The 13,685-nt window shown below is 50.9% G+C and carries 13 protein-coding genes; all 13 read right to left on the reverse strand.

Features of this window, described 5'->3' with window-relative positions; genetic code table 11:
* Positions 1-52: 52 nt before the first annotated feature.
* The gene (rnhB, locus tag CLR69_RS10995) at positions 53-649 is read right to left on the reverse strand and encodes a ribonuclease HII (RefSeq protein WP_129712666.1); all 597 of its coding nucleotides are present in this window, start codon (positions 647-649) and stop codon (positions 53-55) included.
* Positions 650-670: 21 nt separating this feature from the next.
* Entirely contained in the window at positions 671-1,822 is a 1,152-nt protein-coding gene (gene lpxB, locus CLR69_RS11000) for a lipid-A-disaccharide synthase (RefSeq protein WP_129703182.1), read from the reverse strand.
* A gap of 3 nt (positions 1,823-1,825) precedes the next feature.
* Positions 1,826-2,614 carry an acyl-ACP--UDP-N-acetylglucosamine O-acyltransferase gene (gene lpxA / locus CLR69_RS11005; protein ID WP_129703180.1) on the reverse strand — a complete coding sequence of 263 codons (789 nt, stop codon included), beginning with the start codon at positions 2,612-2,614 and terminating at the stop codon, positions 1,826-1,828.
* Between the two features lie 4 nt (positions 2,615-2,618).
* Positions 2,619-3,074 (reverse strand): 3-hydroxyacyl-ACP dehydratase FabZ, encoded by a 456-nt coding sequence (gene fabZ / locus CLR69_RS11010; RefSeq protein WP_010284842.1) that lies wholly within the window; start codon positions 3,072-3,074, stop codon positions 2,619-2,621.
* A gap of 101 nt (positions 3,075-3,175) precedes the next feature.
* The gene (gene lpxD, locus CLR69_RS11015) at positions 3,176-4,198 is read right to left on the reverse strand and encodes a UDP-3-O-(3-hydroxymyristoyl)glucosamine N-acyltransferase (RefSeq protein ID WP_129712667.1); all 1,023 of its coding nucleotides are present in this window, start codon (positions 4,196-4,198) and stop codon (positions 3,176-3,178) included.
* A gap of 3 nt (positions 4,199-4,201) precedes the next feature.
* Positions 4,202-4,699, reverse strand: a complete 498-nt coding sequence (gene skp, locus CLR69_RS11020) for a molecular chaperone Skp (RefSeq protein ID WP_010296419.1) — start codon at positions 4,697-4,699, stop codon at positions 4,202-4,204.
* A gap of 140 nt (positions 4,700-4,839) precedes the next feature.
* Positions 4,840-7,272 (reverse strand): outer membrane protein assembly factor BamA, encoded by a 2,433-nt coding sequence (bamA, locus tag CLR69_RS11025; protein WP_129712668.1) that lies wholly within the window; start codon positions 7,270-7,272, stop codon positions 4,840-4,842.
* Between the two features lie 35 nt (positions 7,273-7,307).
* Positions 7,308-8,663 (reverse strand): sigma E protease regulator RseP, encoded by a 1,356-nt coding sequence (gene rseP / locus CLR69_RS11030; protein WP_129703175.1) that lies wholly within the window; start codon positions 8,661-8,663, stop codon positions 7,308-7,310.
* 21 nt (positions 8,664-8,684) lie between these two features.
* Positions 8,685-9,542 (reverse strand): phosphatidate cytidylyltransferase, encoded by an 858-nt coding sequence (gene cdsA / locus CLR69_RS11035; RefSeq protein WP_129703173.1) that lies wholly within the window; start codon positions 9,540-9,542, stop codon positions 8,685-8,687.
* A 9-nt stretch (positions 9,543-9,551) separates the two neighbouring features.
* On the reverse strand, positions 9,552-10,313 hold the full coding sequence (gene ispU / locus CLR69_RS11040) for a (2E,6E)-farnesyl-diphosphate-specific ditrans,polycis-undecaprenyl-diphosphate synthase (protein WP_129712669.1): 762 nt from the start codon (positions 10,311-10,313) through the stop codon (positions 9,552-9,554).
* A 197-nt stretch (positions 10,314-10,510) separates the two neighbouring features.
* Positions 10,511-11,707 carry a 1-deoxy-D-xylulose-5-phosphate reductoisomerase gene (gene ispC / locus CLR69_RS11045; RefSeq protein WP_129712670.1) on the reverse strand — a complete coding sequence of 399 codons (1,197 nt, stop codon included), beginning with the start codon at positions 11,705-11,707 and terminating at the stop codon, positions 10,511-10,513.
* Positions 11,708-12,149: 442 nt separating this feature from the next.
* Positions 12,150-12,707 carry a ribosome recycling factor gene (frr, locus tag CLR69_RS11050; RefSeq protein WP_129703167.1) on the reverse strand — a complete coding sequence of 186 codons (558 nt, stop codon included), beginning with the start codon at positions 12,705-12,707 and terminating at the stop codon, positions 12,150-12,152.
* Between the two features lie 125 nt (positions 12,708-12,832).
* A complete protein-coding gene (gene pyrH, locus CLR69_RS11055; RefSeq protein ID WP_005975910.1) occupies positions 12,833-13,558 on the reverse strand; it encodes a UMP kinase in 726 nt (241 codons plus the stop codon).
* Between the last annotated feature and the right edge of the window lie 127 nt (positions 13,559-13,685).

The raw sequence follows: 13,685 nt of genomic DNA on the forward strand, positions 1-13,685 counted from the left end.
TAGTCAGCGTTGCAATAGTGATATCACAACACAGAGAGTTAATGATGATGTTTTACGCCAGTCCTAATACACGTTTGACTGGCGCGAAGCTCCGACGGTGAAACTCTGTCGCACCCAGTGCAGCAAGCTTCTCCAGATGAAAAGCCGTTGGATAGCCTTTGTGTTGGGCAAAACCATAGTCGGGGAAGCGTTGATCCAACTCGACCATCTCACGATCGCGAGTCACTTTCGCCATAATCGAGGCCGCGCTGATTTCTGCTACGCGGCTATCCCCTTTAACGACCGCCTGCGAGGGCATCACCAACGCTGGACACCGATTGCCATCAATGAGAACAAAATCGGGCACGATAGCCAATCCAGCCACCGCACGCTGCATCGCTAACATCGTAGCATGCAAGATATTCAGTTGGTCAATCTCTTCCGGTTCCGCACGGCCAAGGCTCCACGCCAGCGCCTTCTCTTTGATTTCATCATAGAGCGCTAGCCGTCGTTTTTCACTCAGCTGTTTGGAATCCGCTAACCCGACAATTGGCCTAGTAGGGTCAAGAATCACCGCAGCCGTCACGACTGCACCAACCAGAGGACCACGGCCCACCTCATCAACACCAGCGATACAGGTCGCCTGCGGGTAAATAAATTTTTCACTCATGGTTTTATTAACATGCATTTATTAACACGACTTTACTAATTCCAGTACCGCCTGAGCCGCCTGCTCATCAGCGTTACAGCGAATCTGCTGATGCAAATCCACAAATGTTGTGCGCAGCTCAGCCGTTTTTTGGGTATCACTAAATAGCGGCAGTAACGCAGCAGCTAACTTATCCGGCGTACAGTCGGTCTGTAGCAATTCGGTTACCAGCTCGCGCCCAGCCAGCAAATTTGGCAGAGACACCCACTGCGTTTTAACCAAGCGCTGTGCGAGCCAGAAGGTAAAAGGCTTCATACGATAACCCACAACCATCGGGCATTTCGCCAGCATGCACTCTAACGCTGCCGTACCGGATGCCAATAGCGCCGCATCACTGGCAATCATGGCTTCACGCGCCTGCCCATCCAGCAGATGCACACGCAGATCGGGTGCCACACTGCTTTTGATCCGTTCGAACTGTTCACGTCGCTTACTGTTCACTAGCGGAACAACGATTTCCAGATCGGGAAAATGCTGACGTAGTAACACTGCCGTATTGAGAAAATCCGCGCTAAGCATTTCAACTTCTGCACCGCGACTGCCCGGCAACAGCGCCAGACAATGCGCATCGGGCGCAATACCCAACGTCGCACGGGCGGCCAGTTTATCGGGATGCAGCGGCATCGCATCAGCCATCGTATGACCAATAAAGCGACAAGGCACATTGAAACGATCGTAAAACGCTTTTTCAAAAGGCAAGAAGGCCAGCACCAGATTGGTTGCTTTACCTATTTTGAAAACGCGTTTTTGACGCCATGCCCACACGGACGGGCTGACGTAGTGAATAGTATTGATACCGCGCTTTTTGAGGTTGCCCTCCAGCGTGATATTAAAATCAGGTGCATCAATGCCCACGAAAACATCGGGCTGGAGCTCACTAAAGCGCTGGGTTAAATCCCGCCGAATTTTAAGCAGACGAGGGAGCCGTTCGAGCACCTCAACAATGCCCATAACGGCCAGCTCTTCCATCTCGTACCAGGCTTCACAGCCTTCAGCCTGCATACGCGGCCCGGCGACGCCGACAAACCGCGCATCGGGCACCTTTTCTTTTAGCGCCCGGATAAGACCTGCGCCTAGGATGTCGCCGGAAGTTTCCCCGGCGACCAGCCCAATAGTCAAAGGACGTGATGACATGGATTAACGAATGATGCCGCGAGTGGAACGGGCAAAGAAATCGGTGAATGCCTGCACAGCCGGATGTTCAGCCGCCAGAGCTTCAATTTCCGGTTTCACCTCATCCAGCGTTTTACCGCTACGGTAGAGCAGCTTGTATGCGTTGCGGATCGCATGCAGCGTTTCTTTTTCGAATCCACGACGCTTCAGGCCTTCAATGTTCAGGCCAAATGGCGTGGCATGGTTACCCTGAGCGATAACATACGGCGGCACGTCTTGCGCGACACCAGAGCATCCACCAACCATGACGTGGGCACCGATAATGCAGAACTGGTGCACAGCCGTCATCCCACCGATAATCGCAAAATCATCGACGGATACGTGGCCACCCAGCGTAGCGTTATTCGCCAGAATACAGCGATTGCCCACGACACAGTCGTGTGCGATATGCGTGTTGATCATCAACAGGTTATCGCTACCGACTTTAGTCAACCCACCGCCCTGCGACGTGCCACGATGAATCGTGACGCTTTCACGGATACGGTTACGATCGCCAATCTCAACGCGGGTCGGTTCCCCAGCATATTTGAGATCCTGATTCACTTCACCAATTGACGTGAACTGATAGATTTCGTTGTCGCGACCAATCTTAGTGACGCCATTGACGACGACATGCGATTTCAGCACCGTACCTGCACCGATCTCAACCTGAGAACCGATATAGCAGAAAGGGCCAATATGAACGCCAGCACCAATAATGGCACCGTCTTCAACAATCGAACTAGGGTGAATAAAGGCGGTTTGATCAATCACGTTATCAGGACTCCCGACGGCGAGCACACATCATTGACGCTTCACAGGCCACTTCGCCATCAACTTTGGCAACACCTTTAAAGCGCGCAACGCCACGACGCTCTTTAATGAATTCAACTTCAAGGATCATTTGATCGCCTGGCTGCACGGGGCGCTTAAAGCGCGCTTCGTCCACAGCGGCGAAATAATACAGCTCACCCGGCTCCAGTTTACCGACGCTTTTGAACGCCAGAATACCCGTAGCCTGAGCCATTGCTTCCAGAATCAGAACGCCAGGAAAAATCGGTTTCCCTGGGAAATGCCCCTGAAAGAAGGGTTCGTTGAAAGAGACGTTTTTCACCGCCCGCAGAAATTTCCCTTCTTCAAAATCCAGTACCCGATCAACCAGTAAAAACGGGAAACGGTGCGGTAATAATTCTAAAATCTCTTCAATATGCAGAGTATGAGTGTCAGTAGTCAAAATACTCTTCCTGTCCATAAAAACTGATGCCATCAACAACACGGCCTGCGCAGACCCTAAATTAGGTGTCTTCAGGCAGGCCGCAAATAAAACGCGAGTGATTAAACGTTATCGACTTTTCGTTCAACGGCTTTTAACCGTTTGCTTATCTCATCAATATTCATCACCAGCGCTGCAGTTTTGCGCCACACTTTATTGGGTTGCAAAGGAATGCCCGAAGAGTATACCCCAGGTTCAGTGATTGGTCGCATGACCATACCCATTCCCGTTACCGTCACTTTATCGCAGATCTCCATGTGCCCGTTAATCACGCTGGCACCACCGATCATGCAATAACGACCAATTTTCAAGCTCCCCGCCATAATGACGCCACCCGCTACCGCGGTATTGTCGCCAATCACGACGTTGTGCGCAATCTGACATTGGTTATCAATGATAACACCATTGCCAATGACCGTATCATCCAACGCACCACGATCGATGGTCGTGCTCGCGCCAATCTCAACCCGATCGCCAATTCTGACCGTCCCCAACTGCGGGATCTTCACCCAGTTGCCGCGATCGTTGGCATAACCAAAGCCATCAGAACCGATCACCGTTCCAGACTGGATCAGGCAATGCTCACCAATCTCAACGCGGTGATAAATCGTTACATTTGCCCACAAACGGGTACCTGAACCAATACGCGCATGTTTACCAATAAAACAGCCTGGGCCGATGACAACGCCATCCCCCAACTGCGCACCAGATTCGATGACGGCATTGGCGCCAACGGACACCTGCTGACCCAGAGTTGCATCGGGAGCAATCACAGCACTCGGAGCAATATCAGTGGCCGGTTGCGGCGTCGTATCCAACAGCTGTGCCATGCGAGCATAGGTAAGGTAGGGATTTTTCACTACCAGCGCAGCAACCTGACAGTAAGGTAAATCCGCTTCCGTCAGCACGACCGCAGACGCTTGCGTCCCGGCCAGTTGCTCACGGTAACGACTGTCGGAAAGAAACGTAATTTGCCCAGTTTTTGCCGAATGCATAGAAGCAACACCGGTGATGACGATATCGCCATCACCGTGTAATTGTGCATCCAACTGTTGAGCTAACGCGTCCAGTCGAATTGAATACATGTATTATTTAACCTGTTTCAGCACATCGGCAGTAATGTCTTTGGCATTGGCGACATACGCAACAGCGTTAGCGTCAATCACAACATCATAACCTTCTTTGGTTGCAACGGCTTTCACTGCATCCTGAATACGGCTCAGGATTTTGTTGCGTTCTTCAGTCTGACGACGACGGTTGTCCTGTTCAAAAGCCTGTGCTTTCGTAGAGAACTGCTCGCGCTGCGCCATGACGTCTTTTTCCATTTTGCTGCGATCGCTCGCTTTCATGGTAGAGCCATCACGCTGCAACTTCTGCATCTTGGTCTGTAAGTCGTTTTCCATTGATTGCAGTTCAGAAGCGCGGCCTTTGAACTCGTTTTCCAGCTGTTTGCCAACGGTTTCCCGCTGTGGCAACTGTTGGAAGATGCTGGAAACGTTAACAACGGCAATCTTGTCAGCAGCCTGAACGCTGGCTGAAGCAGCCAATGCTAAACCGAGGCCTGCGGCACATAACCACTTTTTCACTATAAACTCCTCAACCTAACCTAAATTTGTGTCTTTACACTTTAATGATGGGCATAGCGTCATGACATCAGCTGTATTTCCAGCATTGATGTCAATGAGCAGCGATGCGACATTCCCTGCATACGACCTACGACGTCACACTACCAGGTTTTGCCAATGTTAAACTGGAATTGTTCCGACTTGTCTCCATCGTACTTTTTAACCGGCTGGGCATAGGAGAAGACCAATGGCCCAAGCGGAGACATCCACTGCAATGCGATACCGCTGGAAACACGGAAGTTACTCGCTTTGCTGTAATCCGGTACACCTGCGTCAATAGTTTCCTGTGTATTTTTCCAGTTGGTATCCCATACTGTACCACCATCAACAAAGAAGGAAGTACGTACGGAACTCGCGTATTTGTCACTGATAAACGGCGTCGGCACGATCAGCTCCGCACTCAACACCGCCATCGCGTTACCGCCAACGGCATCGTCCAGATTGGTTGAATCAATTTTGCACGAAGAATAAGGCTGAGTCGAATTAGCACAGTTATAATACGCCGCTTTAGGCCCAATCGTGTTCGACTGGAAGCCGCGCACCGTGCTGGAACCACCGGCATAGAAGTTATCGTAGAACGGCACTTCTTTACTCCCGATACCATCAGCAAAGCCTGCGCGCGTACGGCCCATCACCACCCATTTTCCACTCTCGGTCAACGGATAGTAGCTTGTCGAATCAAACGTCAGTTTGTAGTATTCATTGTCCGAACCCGGCACCGCGATCTTGGCGTTTGCGGATGCTCGTGTTCCTTTTGTCGGGAAGTAACCGCGATCCAGATTGTTGTATGACCACCCAGTATTCAGGAAGAAATCGTTCGCTTTAAAGTCCGCACTTGACTTATTACTATTACCAACAACAACCTCAGGATTAACCCCAACGGAATTCAGATAACGCCACATCGCCACCTGCGGTCTCATGTCCGACAGATCGTTATGCACATAATCCAGACCGACACGCAGTGAGTTATTCTCGTTAATCGGGAAACCCAAGGTGCTGCCAACGCCATAACTCACGTTGGTGTAGTCGGATAGATCGGCATCAGACGCTTCAAATTTATTATAGAAAATGCGTCCACCGAGGCTAACACCATCTACGGTAAAGTACGGGTCGGTCAGTGACAGCTCGACATACGTCTGGTAGTCGTTTTTAGTCCCGCTGATACCAACGGAGTTACCCGTACCCAGCCAGTTATCCTGCTGAACCCCCGCCTGGAAGCTCACACCACTTTCCGTACCGAAACCGACACCAAAGTTGAATGTACCCGTATTACGCTCTTTGACTTTATACGTTACATCAACCTGATCGGCCACACCGGGAACGCGCTGCGTTTCTACATCAACGCTTTCAAAGTATCCCAGTCGGTTTAGACGCTCTTTGCCCTGTTCAACCAGATCGTTGCCTAACCAGGCACCTTCCATCTGGCGCATTTCACGACGCAGAACAGAATCTTTCGAGGTGTCATTACCGTCAAAACGGATATGACGCACATAGAAGCGGTTACCCGCATCAACGTTGATGTTTAATCTCACCGTCTTATCTGCGTCATTAATTTCCGGCTGTGTGACCACGCGCGGATAAGCATAGCCATAACGACCCAGCAGCTTCTTGATGTCCTCTTCCATCCGGGTCACTTTCGTCCCGTTGTAGAGTTCACCCGGTTCGATCTTTGTCAACCCTTCAATTTCCGCAGAGTGACCCGCCAGATTGCCTTTCACCGCAACGCCGGACAGCTTGTACTGCTCGCCTTCCGTCATATTGATGGTGATATAGATGCCTTTCTTATCTGGCGTCAGACTCACCTGCGTGGAATCGATGTTGAAACGTGCATAGCCGCGATCCAGATAGAAACTCCGTAGGGTTTCCAGATCGCCAGACAGTTTTTGTTTCTGGTATTTACGGTCACCGACCACATTCCACCACGGCACTTCGTCACGCAGTTGGAAGCGGGAGATCAATTCGTCAGAACTGAATGCTTTGTTACCAACAATATTAATCTGCTGAATCTTGGCAGAAACACCTTCCGTGAAGACCAGTTTCAGGTCTACGCGGTTACGCGGCAGTGGCGTGACAACGGCTTTAACCGACGCACTGTACTTACCAACGCTGTAGTAGAAATCTTCCAGTCCTTTTTCAATGCTGGTGAGCGCAGTGCGGTCTAGCGCTTCACCGACGCGCACGCCCGAGGCTTCCAGGTTTTCTTTCAGCATGTCGTCTTTAACTGACTTATTGCCGGAAAACGTGACGCTGGCGATTGTCGGACGTTCTTTCACCTGCACAATCAGCGTTTCGCCATCGCGCAGGACGCGAACATCTTCAAAATTTCCGGTCGCAAACAAGGCACGGATGGTATTACCGATATCATCGTCACCGATGGTATCACCAACGCGGACTGGCATACTGAGTAGTGCCGCCCCGACGGCAACCCTTTGCAGGCCCTCGAAATGAATATCCTTCACTACGAACCCGTCTGCACCGTATACGGTTGCGCTGCTAAACAGCAGCGACGCTATGAGCAACTTTTTGATCGCCATCGTTGTTATGCGTTTTTCCTAACCTAATCCCGCGCCTAGAGACGAGAGAAATCATTGAAAAGTGCGAGTCCCATTAACAACATCAGCAACACTGTACCAATGCGATAGCTAACGTCCTGCACACGCTCAGAAACCGGCCTGCCCTTCAGCTTTTCAACCGCAAGAAAGAGCAGGTGTCCACCATCCAATACCGGCAGAGGGAACAGATTGATGATCCCCAAATTGACACTGATTAAGGCCAAAAACATCAGGTAATAAATCAATCCATAATCTGCTGACATTCCAGCCCCCTGAGCAATCGAAATAGGACCACTCAGGTTATTTAGCTTAACATCACCCATAACCAGTTTCCCTAACATACTGACGGTCAATTTCATCAGTTGCCAGGTTTTATCTGTTGCCTGATAGGCAGCACTGAACGGCCCATACTGGCGCACAGTCCTGTATTCTTCAGGCAGCGGCGTCACGCTTGGCATAACACCAGCCAGACCTTCAACTCTGCCACTTCCCACAGATTTGCTGTCTGGCGTTAACGTCAACGGTACCGCGGCACCGTGTCGATCCACCTCCAGAGCAATAGATTGTCCGGGGTTATCACGCACGGCGATAACAAAATCACGCCATTGCGCTAGCGCCTGCCCGTCGACTTTAACGATCCTATCCCCGACTTGCAAACCTGCTTTTTCCGCCGCCGAACCGGCCTGCACTTGATGCAATACAGGCTCGATTTGCGGACCGCGCGGGATAATCCCGAGCGATGCGGCAGGATCTTGCTTATCAGGCTCAAACTGCCACTCACGCAAATCCAGCGTTTTCTGGATAACACGATCGGAGCCTAAAGGTGCAGTTCCGATCACGACATCGCTATCGCCGATTTTACCGATCAACGCCAGACGCGCGGTATCCCAATCAGGCGTTTCGATACCATCAACAGACTTTAGTTCCATTCCTGCTGACATTTCCGCCTGCGCCGCGATGGAATTGGGCAGTATTTCACCCACTACCGGCCGCACGCCCGGCACACCGAGAATAAACACCAGCCAGTACGCCACAATGGCAAACAGGAAATTAGCGATCGGACCGGCGCTGACAATAGCCGCCCGTTGCCAGACAGTTTTACTATTAAATGATTGGTGGCGAAACTCTGGCGCTACCGTGTCGACACGCTCATCCAGCATCTTCACGTAGCCGCCAAGCGGGATCAGCGCAATCACGAATTCCGTACCGGTACGGTCGCGGCGACGCCATAGTGCGCGGCCAAAGCCGACAGAGAAGCGTTCCACCTTCACACCACAGCGACGAGCCACCCAAAAATGTCCAAACTCATGGACGGTGACCAACACACCCAGTGCGATGATAAACGCGGCAAGATTCCAGAGAAAACTCAGCATAAATAGCTCTACCGCTTTATTCTAAGCCACTTTAAACAACAGCAGCATCAGGCAAGAGAACACAGGAACCGCAGCCGTCAGGCTATCGATACGATCGAGCACGCCACCATGCCCCGGAATCAAATGGCTACTGTCTTTAATGCCAGCCTCGCGTTTGAACATGCTTTCCGTCAAATCACCCAATACCGAGGCCAGCGCAGCGGCGATAGAACATATCAACAACGTCGCTGGCGCTATCGTTAATGGGGCATAGAGGCTAAACAGCACGGAGATTAGCGCTGAAGTTGCCAGGCCGCCGAGAAAGCCTTCCCAGGTTTTGCCAGGCGAGACTTTTGGCGCAAGTTTACGCTTACCAAACAACTTGCCGAACATATAGGCACCGCTGTCCGCACCCCAGACCAGCAGCATGACGTACAACAGCCACCAGGCACCAGCGAATGGATTAATCGCGTAATCGTAATGACGAAGCGCAACCATGCCCCAAAAAAACGGCACGATCGTCATGATGCCAAACACGAGTCGCAGTGCGCGTGAATGACGCCAGAAAGAGGCGGAAGCTGGGTAGAACAGAACCAACAGCAGAGCAACACCCCACCACACTAGTGATGACCAGAGCGCGATACTGATTTGCGGAATATGAACGGAATAATGGTAGGCCGGGAGCGATAACAGCATCAGCGCCAGCAAGAAGCCACAAAGGATCGCGAGCCACAGGCGTTGACCATAAGAGGCAAAACCCGCCAGTTGACCCCATTCCCATGCTGCCAGCATACAAACAGCCAGCGTCACAAGCGTGAATCCCAGAGGAGGCAGCAAGAAAAGTGCTGCAATAACAATCGGGATCAAAATAAAAGCAGTAATCAGGCGATACTTCAGCAAAAGTTCCCCCTAGGATGCATCAGCATCGATAGGTGTTGTTCCCCCGAAGCGGCGCTCGCGTTGTGCAAAAGCATTCAGCGCACCTTCAAAGACTTGTTCATCGAAATCAGGCCAGAGGACATCAGTGAAGTAAAGTTCAGCATAAGCAATTTGCCACAGAAGAAAATTACTGATGCGGTGTTCTCCACCGGTTCTGATCACCAAATCAACCGGAGCCAGCTCATTCAGACAGATGTACTGACATAATGACGCTTCATTAATGCTATCAGGCCGCAGAATACCTTCTTGCACCTGCTCTGCAAGTTGCCGTACTCCCTGAATAATATCCCAACGGCCGCCATAATTCGCGGCAATATTCAGTGTTAGCCCCTGATTCTTTTCTGTCAGCAATTCTGAACGACGAATTCGCTCTTGTAAACGCGGGCTGAAACGGCCGATATCGCCAATCACCCGCAAGCGAACATTGTGTTTGTGCAGGCTTTTCACTTCGCTATCCAGCGCCCGAACAAACAGCTCCATGAGTGCGGAAACTTCCTGCGCCGGACGATTCCAGTTTTCACTGCTAAATGCGTAAAGTGTCAGTGCATCCAGCCCTTGGCTCACTGCGAAACTGACTGAACGTCGCACAGCCTTTACACCAGCCTGATGGCCAAAAATCCGCATCTTCCCCCGGCTTTTTGCCCAGCGACCATTGCCATCCATAATAATGGCAACATGCCGTGGCCCGGCGAGTGGCAGATCGTTAGTATTCTTTTGATTATCGGACGGCATAACGCGTACTTATTTCCTCAAGCAAGAAATACAACAGTCCTTCCGTAACATCAGACCCCGTAGCGCAAAAAAAGCCGTGAACGATCACGGCTTAGCTTCACGGTCGATTAAACAAATTTCGCATAATCAACCATTGAGTGGCGCAGACTATACCACCTCCACCGCACATGAACAAATTGTGCCATGGGTCTATCCGGCTACCGCGCGTAATGTGTCAGAGTCTGTGTTGCGACCTGTCTAGCCCAGTTGTCGATAAACAGAACATCATCAACACTGGCGGGTTCTGGCAATGCAAGCTGTTCAATAACATGCTGATTTACCGCCGCAATATCCGTAAAGCGTATCTGCGACTGCAAAAATGCCGCCACCGCAATTTCATTCGCGGCGTTCAATGCTGTGGTGGCAGACTGTCCATTATTACAAGCATCAATCGCCAACTGTAAACAAGGATAGCGCGCATAGTCTGGCGCCAAAAATGTCAGCGCGCCAATCTGGCAAAAATCTAACGCTTTTGCGCCCGATGCCACACGCTCAGGATAAGCCATTGCATGCGCAATCGGCGTACGCATATCGGGCGAGCCCAACTGCGCCAGAACGCTGCCATCACGGTAACGCACCATAGAATGAATGACCGACTGCGGATGAATAATCACTTCCATTTGTTCGGCAGAAGCATTAAACAACCAACGCGCTTCGATATACTCCAGCCCCTTGTTCATCATCGTGGCAGAATCAACCGAAATCTTGCGCCCCATTGACCAGTTTGGGTGCGCGCACGCCTGATCCGGTGTCATGTCTGTCAATGCCGACACGGGAGTTTCACGAAACGGCCCACCAGAACCGGTCAAAACAATACGTTCGACCCCATGTTGCGACAATGAAGCGTAGCCTAATTGACGCTGAATTTGCTCAGGTAAACTCTGAAAAATCGCATTATGTTCACTATCAATCGGTAAAAGTTGCGCACCGCTTTGCGCGACAGCATCCATAAAGAGACGCCCACAGGTGACCAGTGATTCTTTATTCGCCAACAACACCTGTTTTCCGGCATGTATTGCCGACAGCGTCGGTAACAGCCCGGCAGCACCCACAATCGCAGCCATGACCTGATCGACACCGTCAAGTGCAGCAAGCTCGCACGCCGCCTGTTCTCCTGCCAGAACCTCTGTTTTGCAGCCGTATTCCGCCAATTGCTGACGCAGAGCAGTGGCAGAGGCTTCATCAGCCATTGATGCATAGATAGGTTGGAAAGTGAGGCACTGTTCCAGCATCAGTTTGACGTTATAACCAGCGGATAGCGCACGTACGGCAAATTTATCGGGGTTGGCTTTAATTACAGCCAGAGAACTGACGCCAATAGAGCCAGTGGAACCAAGAATTGTCAGTTGCTTCATTAAAAATGCTCTGAATAACCGGATTTGATGACAGGAAGGTACACGAGTCTGAGACGATTACCATGATATATCTCTGCGATTGATCACAGTCACGACCATTGCAGGCATATACATAGCAAAAAATTGTTTACTGCCCAGAGGGACTAGCCTTCACCCATTCATTGCATAACTACTGTAATACTCTCAATAATTCGAGTTTCAGGCAGGCGGGAAGGCATCCCGATGAGCTTACTCAGGTAAGTGATTCGGGTGACTGACAAATCTGCCTTTGGCAGATTTGAACGCTGCTTGCGTGGGCTCTAACGGGGTAGGGCCCACGCAAGTTGGCCGAGTATCGTAGCCAACGCACATGCAACTTGAGGTATGACGAGTATAAAAAATAAAGCGCCGCCGGAAAAAGGGAAAGCCCCAGCTTCCTGCGACGCAATATCTAACAGGCTGATTAAAACTCCATCAGCTCCGCTTCTTTTTCTGCCAGTGCGACGTCTACTTTCTTAATGAAGATGTCAGTCAATTTCTGCACATCGTCCTGAGCACGACGTTCTTCATCTTCACTGATCGCTTTGTCTTTCAACAGTGCTTTAAACTTGTCGTTAGCATCACGGCGCACGTTGCGTACAGAGATACGCCCCTGCTCTGCTTCGCCACGAACCACTTTGATCAGATCTTTACGACGCTCTTCCGTCAGCGGTGGCAACGGAACGCGGATGACAGTACCAGCAGAAGATGGATTCAGACCGAGGTCAGAAGCCATGATCGCTTTCTCAACCGCGGGACCAAGCGTACGATCGAATACTGAAATCGCCAGCGTACGGGAGTCTTCTACCACGACGTTAGCGAGTTGGCGCAATGGCGTTGCGCTGCCATAGTATTCAACCTGAATGCCATCAAGAATACTAGGCGATGCACGTCCAGTACGGATTCTGTTGATCTGGTTTTTAAACGCTTCAACACATTTGTCCATGCGCGTTTCAGCATCTTTTCTGATTTCATTAGTCACGTTGTGAACCCTTGAAAACTGGTTGCCTGGCAGGCCATGTCAGTACATGACCCGGTGAATAATTAATGCCAGCGCTCGGCTGGCGTATGGCGCAATACTGACAATATATTACCCCATAATTGACGTTACTGGCTGATCAACGTCCCTTCTTTTTCACCCATGACAACACGACGCAGTGCGCCGGGCTTGTTCATGTTGAAAACACGGATTGGCAAATTATGATCGCGTGCCAGCGTGAACGCAGCAAGATCCATCACTTTCAGTTCACGTTCTAACACGTCTTGATAGGTTAGCGTTTCATACATCGTCGCTGAAGGATCTTGTACCGGATCGGCAGAATAGACGCCATCGACCTTGGTCGCTTTCAATACAACATCCGCTTCAATCTCAATGCCGCGCAGGCAAGCTGCGGAATCAGTGGTAAAGAAAGGATTGCCTGTTCCGGCGGAGAAAATCACCACGCGATTATTACGCAGCAGGCTGATCGCCTCTGCCCAACTATAGTTGTCACAGACGCCATTCAGGGGAATCGCAGACATCAGGCGAGCGTTCACATAGGCACGGTGCAACGCATCACGCATTGCCAGACCATTCATGACGGTCGCCAGCATTCCCATGTGGTCGCCCACAACGCGGTTCATACCCGCTTTAGCCAGACCCGCGCCACGAAACAGGTTACCACCGCCGATAACCACACCGACTTGAATGCCTAACTCAACCAGTTCTTTCACTTCCTGAGCCATGCGATCCAGAATGCTCGCATCGATACCAAAACCTTCAGTTCCCTGTAAAGCTTCGCCACTGAGCTTCAGCAGGATTCGTTGATAGACGGGTTTTGCATTGGTTGCCATGGTGTTCTTATCCTACAGGCTGTCGTGGTATTGGGGGGGTGTATAAATCAATACTGTAAAAATCAAAACTGCTCCACCTGGCTCCCATCTGAATACAGGAAGCCAAGCGAACTAAAACGAGTGAGGC

It is taken from the genome of Pectobacterium zantedeschiae (assembly GCF_004137795.1).
Taxonomy (GTDB): domain Bacteria; phylum Pseudomonadota; class Gammaproteobacteria; order Enterobacterales; family Enterobacteriaceae; genus Pectobacterium; species Pectobacterium zantedeschiae.

Excerpts from the sequence above, each read along its gene's own strand:
- rnhB (WP_129712666.1), bottom strand. The coding sequence starts at position 649 with ATGAGTGAAAAATTTATTTACCCGCAGGCGACCTGTATCGCTGGTGTT.
- lpxB (WP_129703182.1), bottom strand. The coding sequence starts at position 1,822 with ATGTCATCACGTCCTTTGACTATTGGGCTGGTCGCCGGGGAAACTTCC.
- lpxD (WP_129712667.1), bottom strand. The coding sequence starts at position 4,198 with ATGTATTCAATTCGACTGGACGCGTTAGCTCAACAGTTGGATGCACAA.
- bamA (WP_129712668.1), bottom strand. The coding sequence starts at position 7,272 with ATGGCGATCAAAAAGTTGCTCATAGCGTCGCTGCTGTTTAGCAGCGCA.
- rseP (WP_129703175.1), bottom strand. The coding sequence starts at position 8,663 with ATGCTGAGTTTTCTCTGGAATCTTGCCGCGTTTATCATCGCACTGGGT.
- ispU (WP_129712669.1), bottom strand. The coding sequence starts at position 10,313 with ATGCCGTCCGATAATCAAAAGAATACTAACGATCTGCCACTCGCCGGG.
- ispC (WP_129712670.1), bottom strand. The coding sequence starts at position 11,707 with ATGAAGCAACTGACAATTCTTGGTTCCACTGGCTCTATTGGCGTCAGT.
- pyrH (WP_005975910.1), bottom strand. The coding sequence starts at position 13,558 with ATGGCAACCAATGCAAAACCCGTCTATCAACGAATCCTGCTGAAGCTC.